The 17,376-nt window shown below is 66.7% G+C and carries 21 protein-coding genes and 1 pseudogene; 4 read left to right on the top strand and 18 right to left on the bottom strand.

Annotated elements, in window-relative coordinates:
* The first annotated feature begins 1 nt into the window (after window position 1).
* A complete protein-coding gene (locus OG389_RS06105) occupies window positions 2-751 on the top strand; it encodes an ABC transporter permease (protein WP_328297438.1) in 750 nt (249 codons plus the stop codon).
* 54 nt (window positions 752-805) lie between these two features.
* On the opposite strand, the gene OG389_RS06100 is transcribed toward OG389_RS06105, so the two are convergent.
* From OG389_RS06100 to OG389_RS06075, 6 genes are all read right to left on the bottom strand, one after another.
* Complete coding sequence (locus OG389_RS06100; protein ID WP_328303550.1) at window positions 806-1,453, bottom strand: HAD family hydrolase; 648 nt, start codon at window positions 1,451-1,453, stop codon at window positions 806-808.
* Between the two features lie 45 nt (window positions 1,454-1,498).
* Window positions 1,499-2,059 carry a G/U mismatch-specific DNA glycosylase gene (gene mug / locus OG389_RS06095; RefSeq protein WP_328297437.1) on the bottom strand — a complete coding sequence of 187 codons (561 nt, stop codon included), beginning with the start codon at window positions 2,057-2,059 and terminating at the stop codon, window positions 1,499-1,501.
* A gap of 7 nt (window positions 2,060-2,066) precedes the next feature.
* Window positions 2,067-3,500 (bottom strand): adenylosuccinate lyase, encoded by a 1,434-nt coding sequence (gene purB / locus OG389_RS06090; protein WP_328297436.1) that lies wholly within the window; start codon window positions 3,498-3,500, stop codon window positions 2,067-2,069.
* 71 nt (window positions 3,501-3,571) lie between these two features.
* The gene (locus OG389_RS06085; RefSeq protein WP_328297435.1) at window positions 3,572-4,396 is read right to left on the bottom strand and encodes an SGNH/GDSL hydrolase family protein; all 825 of its coding nucleotides are present in this window, start codon (window positions 4,394-4,396) and stop codon (window positions 3,572-3,574) included.
* Between the two features lie 72 nt (window positions 4,397-4,468).
* Window positions 4,469-5,488 carry a hemolysin family protein gene (locus OG389_RS06080; RefSeq protein ID WP_328297434.1) on the bottom strand — a complete coding sequence of 340 codons (1,020 nt, stop codon included), beginning with the start codon at window positions 5,486-5,488 and terminating at the stop codon, window positions 4,469-4,471.
* On the bottom strand, window positions 5,485-6,825 hold the full coding sequence (locus OG389_RS06075) for a hemolysin family protein (RefSeq protein ID WP_328297433.1): 1,341 nt from the start codon (window positions 6,823-6,825) through the stop codon (window positions 5,485-5,487). Before OG389_RS06075 ends, OG389_RS06080 begins: the two co-directional genes overlap by 4 nt.
* A gap of 224 nt (window positions 6,826-7,049) precedes the next feature.
* Here OG389_RS06075 and OG389_RS06070 point away from each other — a divergent pair.
* A pseudogene (locus OG389_RS06070) lies at window positions 7,050-7,250 on the top strand (GNAT family N-acetyltransferase); the annotation flags it as partial.
* 48 nt (window positions 7,251-7,298) lie between these two features.
* On the opposite strand, the gene OG389_RS06065 reads toward OG389_RS06070, so the two are convergent.
* The gene (locus OG389_RS06065) at window positions 7,299-8,405 is read right to left on the bottom strand and encodes a helix-turn-helix domain-containing protein (protein ID WP_328297432.1); all 1,107 of its coding nucleotides are present in this window, start codon (window positions 8,403-8,405) and stop codon (window positions 7,299-7,301) included.
* Window positions 8,406-8,783: 378 nt separating this feature from the next.
* On the opposite strand from OG389_RS06065, the gene OG389_RS36735 reads away from it, so the two are divergent.
* Together OG389_RS36735 and OG389_RS06060 are read left to right on the top strand one after the other, a co-directional pair.
* Complete coding sequence (locus OG389_RS36735) at window positions 8,784-9,053, top strand: DUF7848 domain-containing protein (RefSeq protein ID WP_443059212.1); 270 nt, start codon at window positions 8,784-8,786, stop codon at window positions 9,051-9,053.
* 1 nt (window position 9,054) lies between these two features.
* A complete protein-coding gene (locus OG389_RS06060) occupies window positions 9,055-9,420 on the top strand; it encodes a hypothetical protein (protein ID WP_328297431.1) in 366 nt (121 codons plus the stop codon).
* Window positions 9,421-9,538: 118 nt separating this feature from the next.
* On the opposite strand, the gene OG389_RS06055 is transcribed toward OG389_RS06060, so the two are convergent.
* The 11 genes from OG389_RS06055 to OG389_RS06015 all read right to left on the bottom strand — a co-directional run bounded on the left by OG389_RS06055 (window position 9,539) and on the right by OG389_RS06015 (window position 17,305).
* A complete protein-coding gene (locus tag OG389_RS06055) occupies window positions 9,539-9,937 on the bottom strand; it encodes a hypothetical protein (RefSeq protein WP_328297430.1) in 399 nt (132 codons plus the stop codon).
* On the bottom strand, window positions 9,934-11,283 hold the full coding sequence (locus OG389_RS06050; RefSeq protein ID WP_328297429.1) for a phage portal protein: 1,350 nt from the start codon (window positions 11,281-11,283) through the stop codon (window positions 9,934-9,936). The genes OG389_RS06055 and OG389_RS06050 overlap by 4 nt, the downstream gene beginning before the upstream one ends.
* Window positions 11,284-11,286: 3 nt before the next feature.
* Window positions 11,287-12,885, bottom strand: a complete 1,599-nt coding sequence (locus tag OG389_RS06045) for a hypothetical protein (protein WP_328297428.1) — start codon at window positions 12,883-12,885, stop codon at window positions 11,287-11,289.
* Window positions 12,882-13,139, bottom strand: coding sequence for a hypothetical protein (locus OG389_RS06040; protein WP_328297427.1), 258 nt, complete (start codon window positions 13,137-13,139; stop codon window positions 12,882-12,884). The genes OG389_RS06045 and OG389_RS06040 overlap by 4 nt, the downstream gene beginning before the upstream one ends.
* Before the next feature lie 391 nt (window positions 13,140-13,530).
* Entirely contained in the window at window positions 13,531-13,899 is a 369-nt protein-coding gene (locus OG389_RS06035; RefSeq protein ID WP_328297426.1) for a hypothetical protein, read from the bottom strand.
* A complete protein-coding gene (locus tag OG389_RS36730) occupies window positions 13,890-14,114 on the bottom strand; it encodes an HNH endonuclease (protein WP_443059211.1) in 225 nt (74 codons plus the stop codon). The genes OG389_RS06035 and OG389_RS36730 overlap by 10 nt, the downstream gene beginning before the upstream one ends.
* Before the next feature lie 56 nt (window positions 14,115-14,170).
* Window positions 14,171-14,581 (bottom strand): hypothetical protein, encoded by a 411-nt coding sequence (locus OG389_RS06030; RefSeq protein ID WP_328297425.1) that lies wholly within the window; start codon window positions 14,579-14,581, stop codon window positions 14,171-14,173.
* 59 nt (window positions 14,582-14,640) lie between these two features.
* Window positions 14,641-15,516 carry a phage major capsid family protein gene (locus OG389_RS06025; RefSeq protein ID WP_328297424.1) on the bottom strand — a complete coding sequence of 292 codons (876 nt, stop codon included), beginning with the start codon at window positions 15,514-15,516 and terminating at the stop codon, window positions 14,641-14,643.
* A gap of 87 nt (window positions 15,517-15,603) precedes the next feature.
* Complete coding sequence (locus tag OG389_RS06020; RefSeq protein ID WP_328297422.1) at window positions 15,604-15,948, bottom strand: hypothetical protein; 345 nt, start codon at window positions 15,946-15,948, stop codon at window positions 15,604-15,606.
* A complete protein-coding gene (locus tag OG389_RS36725; RefSeq protein ID WP_443059210.1) occupies window positions 15,935-16,231 on the bottom strand; it encodes a helix-turn-helix domain-containing protein in 297 nt (98 codons plus the stop codon). The genes OG389_RS06020 and OG389_RS36725 overlap by 14 nt, the downstream gene beginning before the upstream one ends.
* Before the next feature lie 561 nt (window positions 16,232-16,792).
* Window positions 16,793-17,305, bottom strand: a complete 513-nt coding sequence (locus tag OG389_RS06015) for a hypothetical protein (protein ID WP_328297421.1) — start codon at window positions 17,303-17,305, stop codon at window positions 16,793-16,795.
* Window positions 17,306-17,376 lie beyond the last annotated feature (71 nt).

Below are 17,376 nucleotides of genomic sequence, written 5' to 3'. Positions count from 1 at the left end.
CATGAGCACCGCTCTGCCCACCCTGCCTGTCCTGAACTCGGAATGGATCAAGATACGGTCCCTGCGCGGCACCTTCGGGGCGCTGATATCCGTCTTCGCCGTCACGGTGGGGATCCAGGTGCTGACGGCTTCGATGACCGGCGGGACAGAGGCCGGCAGCATGGGGGACGACCCGCTCCTCGCGGCCTTCTACAGCCTCAACTTCGGCCAGACAGCGGCCTTCGCCTTCGGCGCGACCGCGTTCTCCTCCGAATTCCACAACGGCGCCCTGCGCACGTCGCTGACCGCGGTGCCGAACCGAGCACGGCTGTACCTGTCGAAGCTGGTGGTTGTGGGCGGACTCGCCTTCCTGGTCGGCCAGCTCACCGCACTGGTCACCTTCGTCGCCGGACAGGCGTTCACGGGTTCCTACGCCCTGGAACTGGGCAGCCCGGGCAGCTACCGTGCGATCTTCGGCTGCGGCACCTACCTCGCGCTGATGGCGCTGCTGGCGGCCGGACTGACCGCGGTGCTGCGCAGTGCCACGGTCGTCCTCAGCCTGCTCATACCGTTCACGCTGATCGTGTCGTTCGTCCTCGGAGCGGCTTCCGAGGGTGTTGCCCAGTATCTGCCGGACCGCGCGGGGCAGATGATGATGCGGCTGGACACGTCGACGGGCCTCGCTCCCTGGACCGGACTCGGGGTGCTGGCGCTGTGGGCACTGGTCGCGGTGATCGGCGGATGGACATCGGTGCGGCGGCGCGACGCGTAGCACCGGACCGGCTACCGGCCGCCGACCACGCGCTGCCGGCAACTCGCGGGGGTATCAGCGGGTGAGCAGGGCGGGAAGCTCGCGCATGTGGTGGAAGACGAGGGTTCCGGGGCCTTCGAGCCGTTCGGCGGGGGTCAGCCCGCCGGCGTAGCCGAAGGCCCGCATCCCGGCGGCGCGGGCCGCCTGCACCCCGGGCAGGCTGTCCTCGACGACCACGCAGGCGGCGGGGTCCACTCCCATCCGCTGAGCGGCGTACAGGAAGAGGTCCGGGGCCGGTTTGCCGCGGGCCACCTCGGTGGCGCTGTGGATGCGTCCGGCGAAGCGTTCGTAGAGGCCGGTGCGGCCGAGGGTGTGGCGCATCTTCTCGTGCGAGCCGCTGGAGGCGACACACGTCGGCAGGGTGATCGCGTCGAGTGCCTCCGGCAGCCCCTCGACCGGGGAGAGCCCGGAGTCCACCGCCTCCCGGTGGAGTTCCTCGAACCGTTCCCACCACAGGGCGGCCGCCCCGGGACCGAGCCGTTCGGTGATCTGTTCGCGGATGGAGGCGGAGGACCGACCGATGAACCGGGCGATGACCTCGGCCTCGGTGAGCGGCCAGCCGAGCTCCGCACCCAGAGTGACCTGGACACGGGCCGCTATCCGCTCGCTGTCGACGAGGACGCCGTCGCAGTCGAATATCACGAGTTCGATCGGTTTGGTGATCATCCTCGGATAGTAGAGGGACCTTCCGGCGCGGGGGCGGGTGCCCTACGCGCCGGGGGCGGCCGGGCCGGTGGACTCGGCGGCCGCGCGCAGGCGGGCGTACTCCTCGGCCATGGAGGCGGCGGTCCAGTGGGCGTTGAGGCCGCTGGGGTTGGGGAGGGCCCAGATGCGGGTGCTGCCGATGGTGCGGTCCTGGGGGCCGATCAGGGCCTTCCGGTCGCCGAAGGCGGTGCGGTAGGCGGTGACCCCGACCACCGCCAGCCACTGGGGGCGCAGGAGTTCCACCTTGGCCGTCAGGATGCGTCCGCCCTCGCGGAACTCATCGGCGCTCAGCTCGTCGGCGCGGGCCGTGGCCCGGGCCACGACGTTCGTGATGCCGAGGCGGTAGGTCAGCAACTGCTCCTGCTCCGCGGGAGCCAGCAGGCGGGGGGTGAAGCCGGAGAAGTGCAGGACCGGCCAGAAGCGGTTGCCCGGACGGGCGAAATGGTGGCCCGTAGCGGCGGAGAGGAGGCCCGGGTTGATTCCGCAGAAGAGCACGCGAAGACCGCCCGAGACCACGTCCGGGAGGACGCGATCACGGGCGGCGTTCAGTTCCTCGGGGGTCATCCGCAGGTCAGAGGATCGATCCGGGGGTGTAGCCCGCGGCCTCGGGGTGCTCCTTGGTGATCTCCTCGATGCGCGAGACCACCGCGGCGACCTGGTCGCCCGCGGCGCCGGTGAAGGACAGCTTGTCGGCCATCAGGGCGTCCAGCTGGGCCCGGTCCAGCGGCATCCGCTCGTCGGCGGCCAGCTTGTCGAGCAGCTCGTTGCGCTCGGCACCCTGCTCGCGCATGGCGAGGGCGGAGGCGACCGCGTGCTCCTTGATGACCTCGTGGGCGGCCTCGCGGCCCACCCCGGCCCGCACGGCGCCCATGAGGACCTTGGTGGTGGCGAGGAAGGGCAGGTAGCGGTCCAGCTCGCGGGCGACCACGGCCGGGAAGGCACCGAACTCGTCGAGGACCGTAAGGAAGGTCTCCATCAGGCCGTCGAGCGCGAAGAACGCGTCGGGCAGGGCGACCCGGCGGACCACGGAGCAGGAGACGTCGCCCTCGTTCCACTGGTCGCCGGCCAGCTCACCGGTCATCGACGCGTAGCCGCGCAGGATGACCATCAGGCCGTTCACGCGCTCGCAGGAGCGGGTGTTCATCTTGTGCGGCATCGCGGAGGAGCCGACCTGGCCGGGCTTGAAGCCCTCGGTGACCAGCTCGTGGCCGGCCATCAGGCGGATCGTCTTGGCGATCGAGGACGGAGCGGCGGCCAGCTGCACCAGGGCGGTGACCACGTCGTAGTCGAGCGAGCGCGGGTAGACCTGGCCGACCGAGGTGAAGGCCTGGCCGAAGCCGAGGTGGGCGGCGATCCGCTGCTCGAGGTCGGCCAGCTTCGCGGCGTCGCCTCCCAGCAGGTCCAGCATGTCCTGGGAGGTGCCGACCGGGCCCTTGATGCCGCGCAGCGGATAGCGGGTCAGCAGGTCTTCCAGGCGGCCGTAGGCGACCAGCAGCTCGTCGGCCGCGGTGGCGAAGCGCTTGCCCAGGGTGGTCGCCTGCGCGGCGACGTTGTGGGAGCGGCCGGCCATGACCAGCTCGGCGTGCTCGCCGGCCAGCTTGCCCAGGCGGGCCAGGACGGCGACCGTACGGTCCCGGGCCAGTTCCAGCGAGAGCCGGATCTGGAGCTGTTCGACGTTCTCGGTGAGGTCGCGGGAGGTCATGCCCTTGTGCACGTGCTCGTGGCCGGCGAGGGCGTTGAACTCCTCGATGCGGGCCTTCACGTCGTGCCGGGTGACCTTCTCGCGCTCGGCGATCGAGGCGAGGTCGACGGTCTCGAGGACGCGCTCGTAGTCGGCGAGGGCCGCGTCGGGGACCTCGATACCGAGGTCCTTCTGGGCGCGGAGCACGGCGAGCCACAGCCGCCGCTCCAGCGTCACCTTGTACTCGGGGGACCACAGGACGGCGAGCTCCGCGGAGGCGTAGCGGCCGGCCAGGACATTGGGGATGCGGGGCTTGGCTGTCACGTGTAGGGATTCTACTTGGGCCGCGGCTGTGCGTTTACGCAGGTAGGGGCCCCGCCCGGGATTGTGCCTTACTACGAGAGCCGGCGGGGCCCGGAAGGGTCGGCCTGGGGGAGGCGGTCGCCCGCCGGAGCTTCGTGCGGCAGCAGCTCCGGGCGCTTGGCCGGACGGCCGTCCCCGCTGGAGCGGCCCGTCAGACGGCGGCCGACCCACGGGAGCAGGTGCTGCCGGGCGAAGCTGAGGTCCTGCGCGCGGCGCGCGGTCCAGCCCGGCACGGCGGCGGGCGGAAGCCCGGTGCGCCAGTCCGCCTCCGGCGCCAGGCCCAGCGCCTGCCAGACCGCCTCAGCGACCCTGCGGTGGCCTTCGGCCGTCAGGTGCAGCCGGTCCACGTCCCACATCCGGGGATCACCGAGCGCGGCGGACCCGTACAGGTCGACCACAAGGGCGCCGTGGCGCGCTGCGAGCTCGTCGATGATGACGAAGAGCTCCTCCATGCGAGGGCGGAAACGTTCCATCACGGGCCCGTTGCGTCCCGGGGAGCGCATCAGGACCAGAGTCCCGCAGGAGGGGGCCAGCAGTTCGACGGCCGCTTCCAGGTGCCCGCGTACCCGGCCCATGTCGACCTTGGGCCGCAGGGTGTCGTTGAGCCCGCCGACCAGGGTGACCACATCGGCGCGCATCGCCGCGGCCGCGGGCGCCTGCTCCTCGGCGATCTGACCGATCAGCTTGCCGCGGACGGCGAGGTTCGCGTAGCGGAAGCCGGGCTCGCGCGCGGCGAGGCGGTCGGCGAGCAGGTCGGCCCAGCCCCGGTAGGAGCCGTCGGGAAGCAGGTCCGACATGCCCTCGGTGAAGGAGTCGCCGACCGCGACGAAACTGGTGTAAGACGCATTCATCTCCATGGCGGGAGCGATGCTACCGCGCGCTGTCCCGGTCCCGCAGGCGGGACCGGGACAGCGCGTCCACACCTCGGCCTAGGTCGAGGCCGGCCTGCCGAACAGCTCCCGCAGCACGTCCTCCATCGTGACCAGGCCCGTCATGGCCCCGTCAGGTCCGAGTACCGCCGCCAGGTGAGTACGGCTGCGCCGCATCGCGGTCAGCACGTCGTCCAGCGGGGTCTCCGCCCGCACCTGCGCGATCGGCCGCAGCGCGGTCACCGGGAACGGCTCGTCCCGATCCGCCGCGTCCAGGGTGTCCTTGACGTGCAGGTATCCCAGGATCCGGTGCTGTGCGTCGATCATCGGGAAGCGGGAGTAACCCGACTCCGCCGACAGCTGTTCCAGCCCGGCCGGCGTGATGCCCTCGTGGGCCGGAACCACCCGGTCCGCCGGCAGCACCACGTCGGTCACCGGCCGCCGCCCCAGTTCCAGGGCGTCGTGCAGCCGCTCGCTCGCACGGTCGTCGATGAGCCCCGCGTTGCTGGAGTCCTTGACGATGCGGGCCAGCTCGTCGTCCGAGAAGGTCGCCGCGACCTCGTCCTTGACCTCTACCCGCAGCAGGCGCAGCAGGGTGTTGGCGAAGGCGTTGATCGCGAAGATCACCGGTCGCAGTCCCCGGGCCAGGGCCACCAGAGGCGGGCCCAGCAGCAGTGCGGTCCGCACCGGCTCGGCCAGCGCCACGTTCTTCGGCAGCATCTCGCCGAAGAGCATGTGCAGGTAGGTGGCCAGCGCCAGCGCCACCACGAAGGAGATCACGTGCGTCAGCCCGGACGGCACTCCGAAGAAGTCGAACGCCGGGGTCAGCAGGTGCGCGATGGCCGGTTCGGCCACCACACCCAGCACCAGGGTGCACAGCGTGATGCCCAGCTGGGCCGCCGCCATGAGCGCCGAGACGTGCTCCAGGCCCCACAGCACGGCGCGGGCCCTGCGGTCGCCCTGCTCGGCGTACGGCTCGATCTGGCTGCGCCGGACCGAGATCAGCGCGAATTCCGCGCCGACGAAGAAGGCGTTGACGACCAGGGTCGCCAGGCCGATCAGCAACTGGACGGCAGTCATCGGGCCTCCTCCCTACCGTCGTCGCGGGTCGGCTCGACCGGCACGTGCAACAGCACCCGCGCGGCCCGCCGCCCACTCGCGTCCACCACGTCCAGCCGCCAGCCGTCGAGCTCCAGGCTGTCGCCGACCAGCGGGATCCGCCCCAGCTGGGTCGCTATCAGACCGGCCAGCGTCTCGTACGGACCGTCCGGCACGCGCAGGCCGATCCGCTGGAGCTGGTCGGTGCGCGCGGAGCCGTCCGCGGAGAACAGCGCCCGCCCGGAGGCGTCCTCCCCGGCCGGGGCCAGGTCGGGGGTCTCGTGCGGGTCGTGCTCGTCGCGGACCTCGCCGACGACCTCCTCGACGATGTCCTCCAGCGTGGCCACACCGGCCGTGCCGCCGTACTCGTCGATGACCACGGCCATCGTCTGCCTGCCGGACAGCCGGTCCAGGAGCCGGTCCACCGTCAGCGACTCCGGTACGAGGAGCGGCTCGCGCAGCAGCTGCGACACCGGGGTGCGGTGCCGTTCCTCGGCGGGCAGTGCCAGTACGTCCTTGATGTGGACGGTGCCGACGACGGTGTCGAGGCTGCCCCGGTAGACGGGGAAGCGGGACAGACCGGTGGCGAGCGTCGCGTTGGCCACGTCCTCGGCGGTGGTCTGCACGTCGAGGGCGGTCACCTGGACGCGCGGGGTCATGACGTTCTCCGCGGTCAGGTCGGCGAGGTTCAGGGTCCGTACGAACAGTTCGGCGGTGTCCTTCTCCAGGGCGCCCGCCTTCGCGGAGTGCCGGGCCAGGGCCACCAGCTCCTGCGGCGTGCGCGCGGAGGCGAGCTCCTCGGCGGGCTCCAGACCGAACCTGCGGACCATGTGGTTGGCCGTGCTGTTCAGATGGCTGATGAGCGGCCGGAAGGCGCGGCTGAAGATCCGCTGCGTGGTGGCGACGCGCTTGGCGACGGCCAGCGGGGAGGAGATCGCCCAGTTCTTGGGCACCAGCTCGCCCACGACCATCAGGACGACGGTGGACAGCACGGTGCCGAGGATCAGGGCGGTCGAGGACGCGGCGCCGGCGGACAGCCCCATGGCCTCGAACGGGCCCTTGAGCAGGGCGGCGATCGAGGGCTTGGAGATCATGCCGATCACCAGGCCGGTCACCGTGATGCCGAGCTGGGCACCGGAGAGCTGGAAGGTCAGGCTGCGGACGGCGGCAAGGGCGCTGTCCGCGCCGCGCTCGCCGCGCTCGACGGCCCGCTCCAGCTCGCTGCGCTCGATGGTGGTCAGCGAGAACTCGGCCGCGACGAAGACTCCGCAGGCAAGGCAGAGCAGCAGCGCCACGACGAGCAGGAGCACTTCGGTCATCGGTCGTTCACCTCCGTCCCATGATCGGCCAGGAGGGAGGGCGCCGCGCGATGTCGGGCACGGGAGGGGATGCGGGTGGGGTGGGGACTGGGAGGCTCGCCCATGGGCGGACGCTCACACCTTTCGTCAGGAGAGGGGTAGTGCCTACAGGGTAAAGGAAGGGCAAAGCGATCGGATCATCTTTTCGGTGGACCCCGCCCGCCGGGCCGTGATGGGATCCCCGCATGAACGATCTTTACATCGAATCCGCGGCCGCGGCCGATCTTCCAGCCGTCCTCGACTTCTGGAAGGCCGCCGCCGAGGGTACGAGCATCAGCGACGACCTCGCGGGTGTCGAGCGCCTCCACGCCCGCGACCCGCGGGCACTGCTGCTCGCCCGCAGGGACGGCGAACTGGTGGGCACGGTCATCGCCGGGTTCGACGGCTCGAAACCTGTAGGGACACAACTCTAATCCATGCACTGTTTGTGCAGGTCAGGCCCGGATCTCGTCCATGAGCATCCGCAGGGTCAAGCTGTGCTTCTCCGGCGGTAGAGCCGCCATAGCGGTTTCGGCGTAGGCCACGCCTCCGGCCCTGTCCCCGGACCTAGCGAGCATCAGCCCACGGTGAAGCTCAAGGTGAGTGGCGAACCTCGGCAGCTCCTCCGGGAGCTCTGTACGGGCCTGCTCCTGGGCTTCGACGGCCCCCTTCTCGTCGCCGAGGCGGGCAAGGAGGAGCGAGCGGAAGACGTTCAGTCGCCAGTACGGCACGGCGTAGTCAGAGGTCTGCTCGTACGATCCGGCAGTGTCGAAGATCCGGCGCCCTTGCTCGTCCAGCCGGTGAGCAGTAGCGGTGTCGCCTCGCAGGGCGGCAGCATGCGCCTTGCCGTAGATCGCGTTCAGTAGGCCCAACGAAGGCTTGTTGGAGCCGATGGCTAGGGCCTGGTCGGCAAGCACGTCCGCGACTCCGAGAGACGCACCCTCGTACCCGAGGGCGATAGCAGCACGGCCCCGAACCCACACCCGCGTATCGGCGTCGCCGGACTCGTCGGCGGCCTGAGCGGCCAGCCGATACCACTCGACGGCCTTCGTCCCATCCGACCCCGGAAACGTCTTCGCGTACAACGTCATCAGCCGTGCAGCCACCGACCACAGTCGGGGTTGGTCTAGCTGCTGCTGCACTACGACAAGCTCCCCCGACACCCGGCGCTGAATGTCGGCAGCACCCATCGACATGTACTCGGTGCCGTACGTGGATAGCTTCGCTTCCCAGGCGTCCGGGGAGGGCCCCCCAGCGAGGCGGGCGGCGAAGCCTGCCGACAGAAGGTCGGAGGCCACGACAGGGGCTATGGCGACCCCGGCCACATCGGTGAGGAAGGTACGTCGCTGCACTTCGTTCTCCAGGACAGCTAGGGGTACGTCCAGAACGGCCGAGAGGGCAGCAAGGTAGAAGCCGCCCGGCTTCACCTTGGAACACTCCCAGTTGCTCACGTACTCCCGCGTGAGCGTCGTCCCGTACGCCTCATTGACCGCTGACGCTAGCCGCCCTTGACTCCAGCCGCGAGCCTTGCGGAGATCCCTGATCAGCTCCCCGATTTCCATGCGCCCACCTTGCCACTACAGGTCGCACTAGACAGTGAAATCCCTGCTCCCTGGGGCCGGTTCACACTACGGATCACACTAGGCCGTGCAATTTCACGGGCCGATGGTTAGAGCACACTCCACAGGCTTGGCGGAAGGGTGCGTGATGGCGGCAACGGCTGAGCAGCTATGGCGGCAGGTACCGCAGCGAGACCCCTTCGAGCGGCCGGACGCGGAGCCCTACCCCGGGTGCGATGTCTGCGCGGCCCTGGCAGGGCAGCGGTCGGAGTTCCGGGCGGAGGGCAACGCCAGCGGGGTCACTGATTGCAACATCGAGATCCGGCAGCACCCCCACCCCGCCGGGTCGAGCGTGCTTAGGGCCCGGAAGCGAGCGGGTCAGTGATCCGCAGCGTCTACCGCTTCGAAGACCTCTCTATAGAGCACGTTCCCGAGGGGGGCGTCATCTGGGAAGTTTTCTGTGCCGCCTACCAGTGCGGGCAAGGCTCCGGTCCCCAGGACGACCAGGAACCTGCCCAGCGGTGGGCCCTCAGCCACTCGGGGGCCACGAGCCACAACCTCTTCCGCCGAGTTGTCACAGACCACGCAGACGTGATGTACGCCGACGCCCCCGCAGCGGAGAAGGAACGTGACTCGCTATTACCTCGGTGACATGGTGATCGACCGTGAGAGGCAGTTACGGGGAGAGGTAGTCAAGCTCTACCCGTCACCGGAGGTTCTCCGACTCATGGACGCGGGCGGGTTCCAGTGGATCGCCCGCACGCGTGCGTGCCGCAACCTGCGGAAGCGTGACCCGCGCACCAAGCCCGATGACCGTATCCGCATCCCGCCCGGTACGGCACCCATGGACTGTCCTCCCAACGAACTCAGGGTCGGGGATCACGTCCTTGCCGGGGGCAACCTGATCCCCATTGCGGATCTGAGGTACAGGGCAGGTGCCACCCGAACCATGATCCTGCGGAACGGTGCTGTGTGTGTCGCGGAGCGCCCCATCCGCGTCTACCGCCGCTTCGCCTGAGAGGCCGCCCCACCCGGCCGACCGGGTGGGGCTCCTCTACGTCGAGTTGAGAACGCCTCTCCCGAAACGTGGCAGGTCAGTGCGCGTGCCGGCTGAACCGCGGAAGCGCCAACTCACATCAGCGAGTGATGATCGTGTAGCTCGCATACCCCGTGTACGGATCGCCGTCGTTCTCACGCGGCAGTGGAGACGGACCGGCCACCTCGGTCACCTTGCCCATACGGCCGTCCTTCGCCGCGAACTGGTCCCGCTCAGCCTCGTACAGGCTGACCCGAACGGCCTGGCCAAGTTCGGCAGCCTCACGGAATGAGGGAGCGAACAGGTTGAAGACGTACATGCCGTTATCGACCTGACCCGGGCTACGGGCCACACCGCCGACCCGGTGAACGTAGACCGCCTGGCCCTCGGGTGCGCCCGCAGGGGGCGCGAGGGAGACCCGGACAGCCTTCGGGAGGTAGTGCTTGAGGGCCTCGCCGACGACGTACTCGCCGAGAGGTAGTACACGGGTACGCATCACGCAGCCTCCTTCTCGGGGTAGCTCATGGCCCGCGCGAGCTTCGACGTGAGCGCGTACGACGGATCGTCTCCGCCCTGAGCCCAGTAGTCCTTGACCTCCCGGATCTGGTCGGCCGTCAGCGTGCCTGCCGGGATCAGTTCAACGAGAACCGACGTGGGGAAGCCGATGTTCTTAAGGTTCATCAGGCCTTGGTACAGGGACAGCGGATCGTGAGACCGGTTGTCGTACCAAACGACGTTGGCGCTCATGCTGAACGCCTTCACATAACCGGCCGCGAAAGCTGCCAGGCCCATCACCGTTGCCCAGGCTCGACCGTACGAACGCTGTCGGTCGGCAACCTTCTGATTCAGGTCCTTCTCGGCGAATTCGAGAGCGTCACCGGAAACGTTCACCATGTCGGGGGACATGGCCCGCATAGGCAGGGACGATCGGGCCGCGAACTCCTTGAACGTGAGTTCAATGGCCTGCTTATACCCATCCATCTGTGTGCCGGGGAAGTCGCCGAACTTCCCGGCCTGATCCGATGCGCCGTTCGTCTGTGCGGCCCACACCGCACCAGGGTTCGCCTTAAGCGACCCAGGCTTAAGGTCCAGGTTGATTGCGTACTTCTGCCGGAACGCCGAGAACTTGCCCGCTGTGGCCATGTCCAGGTGAAGGTTCGTAAGCCGCTCCTGAATAGGGAACAGCGGCTCGACCTCGCTCACCGGAGGCTGAGACTCGGAAAACGACTCCTGGTTGACGAACCGAACCACCGGGCACACACCCATGCCGTGCGCGTAGGCGGCCGTCTCCCTGTACTGGTCCCCGGCCTCGTCAGGGTCACCGAGGAACACGCGGACGTGCGTACGGTCGATAACCGTCCACTCTTCAAGCTCCGGCTCGCCGCCGTTATAGACCCTGGTCTTGAAGCCGGCCAGCATCGGGAAACGGTCCTGCGCCCGCTCGTAGATGGCCGTCATCTGCATGGGGGAGAAGCCCTTGATGGACGGGCCTTCCTCGCCACGAGGGAGCACCAGAACGAAGCTGACGCCGTACGTAAGCGAGGCTCGGTGTACGAGGTCCTGGTGATCCTGCATTCCGTTCTTGACGAACAGGTCCCAGCCCTTGGCGTCATTGCCGGTATCAGGGTCACGGAACCCCACTACGTTGAGACGCTCCCCGATAGCCTCAACAACCTTAGGGAGCCAATTCGTCTTGGACTGCTCCACGAGGGCCTTAAGGTGCCTCTTAAGCTCATCGGGCACGTACGGAATCGGATGGTAGCCTGCCATCCGAGAGTCAATAACAGACAGCCGGCCGTACTCCTTGCTGCGGAACTCCCGCAGCTTGTCAATGTCATGCTTCATGTCTTAGTCCTCAAACTCGTAGGTGTAAGCCGTGGCAACCTGCCTATTCTTCACACCCTGCTCAATAACCTTTTGGCGCGCTTCCCAGGCAAGGCTTAGCGCGTGTACTCCGTCAACCTTGTCCGGCGACCTTTTATGGGCCTTAGCCGGGAAGATGCCTTCGCGGCGAACCTGCCTCATCGCGTTCTTGCAATGCCGGGCCAAGCGCTTACCGCTAACCCGCACCATGCCCTTAGCGAAGGCATCCTGTAGCGACTCGGCGGATTCGATGAAGCGACGTTGGTTCTGGCCCATCGGGTAGGCGACCGCGCACGACCCGGAGGCGCGAACCGCGCGCTTGCCCCGCCGGTTCACTACCGGCGCCATCAGGTCCGCCGACCACTTCCGCACGTACGCGTCCCACAGGTAGGCGTCAGCGAAGAACGCCTGCACCTTGAAGTCCTCGAAGGTGTTGCGAACCGCAGCGTCGATCTCGGCGGACGGGTGGAGGTAGTCCTTGCCCGCGTCCTCTGGTCGCTCCCACACCGCCACCTCGTGGCACCGGTCAGAGTCGATCTCGCATGCCACCAGGGCCACGGAGTCGTGCTTCAAGGCCCCGTCGAAGCCGAGAGCCACCCGCGTGCCCGGCTCCAGCCGGACGTTCGTCACGGCCTTGTCCACGTCCACCGGAGACACCCACCGGTCACCGTTGTCCACGACCTGCGAGAGGAAGAAACGGCGGAAGTCCGAGACGGACTCCTTGCCCTCCATGAACCGCTGAGCGATACCAGCGATGTCCGCCCAACTTGCGTCGGAGTAAGCCTCCTTGAGGCCCTTGAGGAGCCCCGCGGTCGTCGTCAGATCCGTGTCGGCCGGCGCCTGCCGCGCCATGAAGAGAGTGGACGTGGGCTTACCGTCTCGAAGGGCTCCATCAACGTGGTCGTAGAGCCGCTCCATGACGGACCCGAGACCGGGAACGTGGGCATTGCTCGTAGCCATCGGACGCGTGCCGACCTTGAGCGCGTTCCGGCTCATCGTCCCGTAGACCTGGATGGCTTCGTTGGTGTGCCAGTGGTGCACCTCGTCGAACAGGATGAACGACGGCACGTTGCCTTCCTGGGAGGCCCCCGACGCCGTGACAGCGTGGATCTTCCCCGGAATGGACTTGTCCCTGAACGACACTTGCTTGGTGTCCACCTTCAGGCCGTAGCGCTGGATCGCACGCTTCGACAGCATGGAACGGATCTGGATCGTCGTGTTCGCCGACTGGTCCTGAGAGACAGCAGCGATCTGCACCAGGGCCTTGCGCGGGTCCACTGGCCGCGCCCTCGGGCGGCCGTCCGGAAGCCACCCTGCGAACCGCACCGGCCCCAGGAACTCAGCCAGGCACACGGCACCAGCGAACGGCGTCTTCCCGGCCCCCTTGGGCCCCGAGTAGACCGCTTCCTTCCACGTCCACCCTCCGGCCTCGTCAAGGCCGTAGTAGTGCCACAGGAACAGCCGCTGCCCCGGGGTGAACTCCCAAGGTCGCCCATCGTGGATCAGGTACCGGCGGCACCAGTCGTACACGTACGGGGCCAAGCTGTGCTTCGGGAGCGCGTCCGGGACGCTGCCCCAGATCACGGACCCTGCCAATCCGACTCCGGCGGGGCCGTCGTGTCGGTCTCGACACCGGCGGTATCCCGCTCGTAGTCCCGCTGAAGCTTGTAGAAGCCGCGAAGGTCCGTCTCCGCCCGCGATGCCTCAGCGAGGAGCGGATGAGAGATCAGGGACTTGCCCGGACCCGACCGTGAGGCCAAGCCGCGCTGCTTAGGTGTCGCCTCCATGATGGCTTCCAGACGGGCCTTAACCCTTGCTATGTCTGCCTTGTAAGGCATGACGAGACCTCCAATCAGGTCGGTATCTGCGAAAAAACACCCCTCGAAGGCCGAGGCTCTATTACGTATTGGTCAGGGGCCTCTTTGGAGGGCGGGGAGTCATAGGGGGGTGCTACAGGTCAGGACTCTTTGAGATAGGCGGAACGATAGGGTTCGAGTAGCTCTCGAACTTCGACGTAATCTTGCGTTTCGCTTGCTTCGATAAGCCTTACCTTGAGCCTCTTAAGCTCTAGTGCATCGCTGTGCTTGTTCCTGCCTAGTGCTGCTCCACCGCATTGGAGTACGTAATAGGCTTTAGCCCATGTCTTACATGCTTTGTGGTTACCCGCCCGCTTCTTGGGGTGCTGGCAGATTGCGCAGCACATCGTGTAGTCGAGTTGCTCTTCCAGCATTAGCGTGCCCTGGATACGAGTACAGACCAGTGGCTAAGGTGTCCGGTATCGGTTAGCCGGGCAATGGGCTTACCGTCCATGTACCAGTACGAGGGCCCTTCGATTCCGGGGTCAGGCTTAAGCTCGAAACGGGGCTTCTTTGCCTCCTTAGGTAGGTTGAGAAAGGCCGGGGGCTCAAGGATGAGCTTGCCCGTATCAAGGTCCCACCACTTGTCGTCAGTGGTTTTAGGGTTCGACAGCCGGCCCCTGATAGTCACCGTGTGAATCGGATTGTCGTAGTCGGTCTTCTGGTCAAAGTCGTCATCGCTGATGGTCGGCCAAACGATGGTGACCTTACGGTTAAGCATGAGTGCGCCCGTCAGATCCACGGATTCACCTCCGGTTCTCGAAGCCGCTTAACCGGCTTGTACTTCAAAGAGCGGGCCTTAGCGCGCTCGGTCTTGGTCTTTGTCGAGTGGCATGGCTTGCAGACAGCAGCCAGGTTGGAGAGGTCATCCGTACCGCCCTCCCACAGGGGGCGGACGTGGTCTATCTCCGAGGCTTCGCCGTTGCAGTCGTAGCAGCGGAAGCCGTCCCGCTCCATGACCCGATGCCGCTTGCGGGCCCACCCTCGCCGGTCTCGGCCGGCACTCCAACCACTCATGCCAGCCACACAGTTCGGAACTGCTGCCCGAAGATCCGGGCTAGCTCCTGCCGCTCTGCGGCGGTAAGCCGCATGCCCATGCCGTTGCCGGGGCTGACGCTGTAAGAAGCGTCGCCAGTGGACTGCTGAGTGATCTGGTTCGGGTTGGCCACGGAGCGGGCGATAAGCCGGTTCATCAGGTTATGCATAGCGCCCCGATAGCCTGCCTCGGGCTTAGCCATGGCGGACTGATAGCGGACCCCAGGCCAGTCACCGAAGTCCACTACCGGCGCTTCCGCCTGTAGAACACCCTCAGCTATCCGGTAAAGGGCCGCGTATCGCTCCTTCTTCACTTGCTCTTCAAGGTGGGGGTACAGAGCTAGGAAGTCCTCGTACGCATCACCAACAGGGTCGTAATAGTTAGACATGTTGCCTCCACAACAAAGAGGGCCCCGCGCCGTTCCGCGGGGCCCTCACAAGTAGCGTCCTACTTAGACTCGGCCGAAGTCTTAGTCGGAACCTTGACCGTGCGCAGCTTGGCGACGGAGGTAACCAGCCAAGAGGCACGGAAAGTGCCACGGACGCCGGTGGCGTCGAACTCGGCGTAACGCTGGTCGAACAGCTTCACGTCCATGGTCTTGCGGACCACGGCAGTAACGGCCTCGCGGTCCGCGATAAGGGCGACGCCCTTCTTCATGGCCTTGTGCTCGATAACGGTGAGACCGTCCGCGATCTGGTCCCCGGCGAGAAGGTAGGAGTTGCCTTCCGACTTGTCGGCGAGCTTGACCTTGATCTTGCGCATCTCGGCAGCGTCGAGCGGGTGGATGACGAACAGCGACGCGTTGCCCTCGGCGTCCGCGATAGCGGCCTTAGCGTCCATCACGGCGTCAAGGTTGTCCTTGACCTCACCGGCCGACTCAAGGCCGGTCACGTTGAGGATGCCGGTCGGGGCCGTGGCGTTCTTGTCGGTCTGCACCTTGGCGGTAAGGAAGTCCTCGTCGATGCCCTTGTAGATGGCAGAGGCGAGCTTGCGCGTGTTGCGCTCCAGGATGCCCGGGGTGGTGTCCGCGATCGCCTCGTTCGAGATCTTCCGCATCTGCGCGTACTTCACCGGCTCCGACTTGACCTCGGTCTGGTCAGTGTCCGCAGTCGGGATCTCCTTGTTCTCACCGACGACACCAGCGCGGGTGACCTCGTTGCCAACCAGAAGGGTCACGTCCTTCTTGTCGGTTGTGACCTTGTCGAAGGCGGACAGGAAAACGGAGCCGCTCACGATCTGGTCATGCAGGATGCGGGCGATCCGGTCGGTCGGAGTCAGCAGCTCGTTACCGGTACGGAGCTGGGTGTTCGGGTTCTCGGCCATGTGGATGGCTCCTCTCATGAAAGAAGGCCCCTACGGCGGTTGCCGGGGGCCTGGAAGTCGTTGGTTGCCGCGTAGCGGCAAGGGGTCTCAGTCGAGGTTGAGCGCGGTCCGGAACAGGGCCGCCTGAGACTGAGGAGGAGTGGGCGCTTCGGCACCGGAGGCCGCTCCCACAGGGCGGCCCTCACCGATGTGCACGGGCACCGACGGCGGGTTCGTCCGCAGCTCCTCGATCTGCTGCGACATGGCCGCTAGAGCAGCCTTCATGTCCCGGTACTCCTCCATGGATGGGCCAGGCTCGACCGAAGGCGCAGAGGCAGGTTCTACGGCGTCGGGAGCGGTCTCCTGGACCTCGGGAGCCTTGGCGGGCTCCTCGGCCGGCTCGGGGGCCTCGGCGGCTTCCAGGGCCTCGTTCTCAAGCTCAGCGACAGTCATAAGCGGTCTCCTTCTCGATCCGAGCAAGCTCGGGGAAAGCGGTCGTGTAAGCGATCAGAACGTGACGGCGCTGCGCGTCCGTCTCGCAGGTCTTCAGGGCGTCGTTCACATCTACGTCCAGGAGGTAGCAGGCAGCTCCCCAGGAGCCGTCAGAGACCTTGTTCCGGCCGGACTCCCAATGTCCGACCGCAGCCGGACTTACAGCGAGACACTCGGCAAGCTGCCTTTGCGTCCAACCGCGTCGCACCCGGTAAGCGTGGATGATCGTGGCGCGTGTGTTCATAGGTCACCCCTTCCGGGTGCTAGGTGTGCCTACTCAGTAGGCAAGTGGGGAAATAGGGAAGCCCCCGGCGCCTCACGGCGAGCGGGGGTGTATGCATCCCTTAGAAATGCGTCACGCATGGCTATGAAGCGACGCTAGGAACGCATCGGCCTACCTCGAAACCGATGCGCTCTTAGCGCTACTCCCACTAGGTACATAGATGAGGGTTTTTTGGTTCGCCCCGCATTGGCCTGGGTGATCCGCCTCACTAGGTACATAGATGTCCAAGTTGGATTGGAACTCGCCTAGGTCTAGTGACCTCCATCACTGGGAGTTGACCCGACGCTATCCATAGTGCGGATGTCGTCTCCCGCTTCGCTCTGGATAGGCCGTCCCATGGAGTCGGTGACCGGACCGGTAGTCCGGTCATCCTCGATAGGCCATGTCCAAGGGGTCACCATTTCGGTCACCCCCTGCGGGTACAACAAAGGCCGCCCCCGGAAGGGCGGCCGTAGGTCTGTAGTTACTAGTTTTTATTGTTAGTCACCATGACTAAAGAGACCAGTCACCATGACCAAAGGGTCAGAGCCAGGCCGGCACGGTCGGCCGGTACTTCGCCGTGGGGCTCTTCCCGGCCTTGACGACCTGCGTGTAGTTCGCCCGGCGAAGCCATCCTTGATTGAGGGCCACGGCTACGGCCCGGTCCGCCGACGAGGGTGAGCAACCGGCCATGTCGGCGATCCGCGAGTAGGACAGCTCTGTGACCCCGCCCTTGGCGTGGGCGGACTTCGAGACGACCATGACCACGGCCTTGACTGTGGCGTTCAGGGCCTTGTTCTTCGGGGCATTTATAAGCGCCCACAGGTGCTCATTCTCGTTCGCAGGCTTCCGGGGCTCTGGGCTGGCCTGTGCGGGCTTCTCCGCTACTAGAGAGGGGGGCGGAGCCTTGCGGGGCTCTGGGGTCCGCGTGGGGGCGGCCACGGCAACGCGCTCGACGCAGTGCCCAAACTCGCCCATGCCGTGCTGCGCGTGCCCGCAGAACGGGAAATCTGAACACTTCTTGCGGTCCGCCGTAAGCGGCTTCATCTCGAACATGTCGGCCTTCCTCCTCCCGGTCTCTCCGGGGCTTGCTTTAGTCATGGTGACGCAAGGGTGTTGGGTGGATC

This window comes from Streptomyces sp. NBC_00435, assembly GCF_036014235.1.
GTDB lineage: Bacteria > Actinomycetota > Actinomycetes > Streptomycetales > Streptomycetaceae > Streptomyces.
The sequence above is the reverse complement of the archived record's forward strand: the minus strand, read 5'-3'. Positions and strand labels throughout refer to the sequence as shown.

What these genes read in the sequence shown, in the direction of transcription:
- OG389_RS06025 (WP_328297424.1), bottom strand. Translation starts at nt 15,516, where the DNA reads ATGGCCGAGAACCCGAACACCCAGCTCCGTACCGGTAACGAGCTGCTG.
- OG389_RS06085 (WP_328297435.1), bottom strand. Translation starts at nt 4,396, where the DNA reads ATGGAGATGAATGCGTCTTACACCAGTTTCGTCGCGGTCGGCGACTCC.
- mug (WP_328297437.1), bottom strand. Translation starts at nt 2,059, where the DNA reads ATGACCCCCGAGGAACTGAACGCCGCCCGTGATCGCGTCCTCCCGGAC.
- OG389_RS06030 (WP_328297425.1), bottom strand. Translation starts at nt 14,581, where the DNA reads ATGTCTAACTATTACGACCCTGTTGGTGATGCGTACGAGGACTTCCTA.
- OG389_RS06105 (WP_328297438.1), top strand. Translation starts at nt 2, where the DNA reads ATGAGCACCGCTCTGCCCACCCTGCCTGTCCTGAACTCGGAATGGATC.
- OG389_RS36730 (WP_443059211.1), bottom strand. Translation starts at nt 14,114, where the DNA reads ATGGAGCGGGACGGCTTCCGCTGCTACGACTGCAACGGCGAAGCCTCG.
- OG389_RS06080 (WP_328297434.1), bottom strand. Translation starts at nt 5,488, where the DNA reads ATGACTGCCGTCCAGTTGCTGATCGGCCTGGCGACCCTGGTCGTCAAC.
- OG389_RS06075 (WP_328297433.1), bottom strand. Translation starts at nt 6,825, where the DNA reads ATGACCGAAGTGCTCCTGCTCGTCGTGGCGCTGCTGCTCTGCCTTGCC.
- OG389_RS06050 (WP_328297429.1), bottom strand. Translation starts at nt 11,283, where the DNA reads ATGAAGCATGACATTGACAAGCTGCGGGAGTTCCGCAGCAAGGAGTAC.
- OG389_RS06065 (WP_328297432.1), bottom strand. Translation starts at nt 8,405, where the DNA reads ATGGAAATCGGGGAGCTGATCAGGGATCTCCGCAAGGCTCGCGGCTGG.
- OG389_RS06040 (WP_328297427.1), bottom strand. Translation starts at nt 13,139, where the DNA reads ATGCCTTACAAGGCAGACATAGCAAGGGTTAAGGCCCGTCTGGAAGCC.
- OG389_RS06020 (WP_328297422.1), bottom strand. Translation starts at nt 15,948, where the DNA reads ATGACTGTCGCTGAGCTTGAGAACGAGGCCCTGGAAGCCGCCGAGGCC.
- OG389_RS06060 (WP_328297431.1), top strand. Translation starts at nt 9,055, where the DNA reads ATGGTGATCGACCGTGAGAGGCAGTTACGGGGAGAGGTAGTCAAGCTC.
- OG389_RS06015 (WP_328297421.1), bottom strand. Translation starts at nt 17,305, where the DNA reads ATGTTCGAGATGAAGCCGCTTACGGCGGACCGCAAGAAGTGTTCAGAT.
- OG389_RS36725 (WP_443059210.1), bottom strand. Translation starts at nt 16,231, where the DNA reads ATGAACACACGCGCCACGATCATCCACGCTTACCGGGTGCGACGCGGT.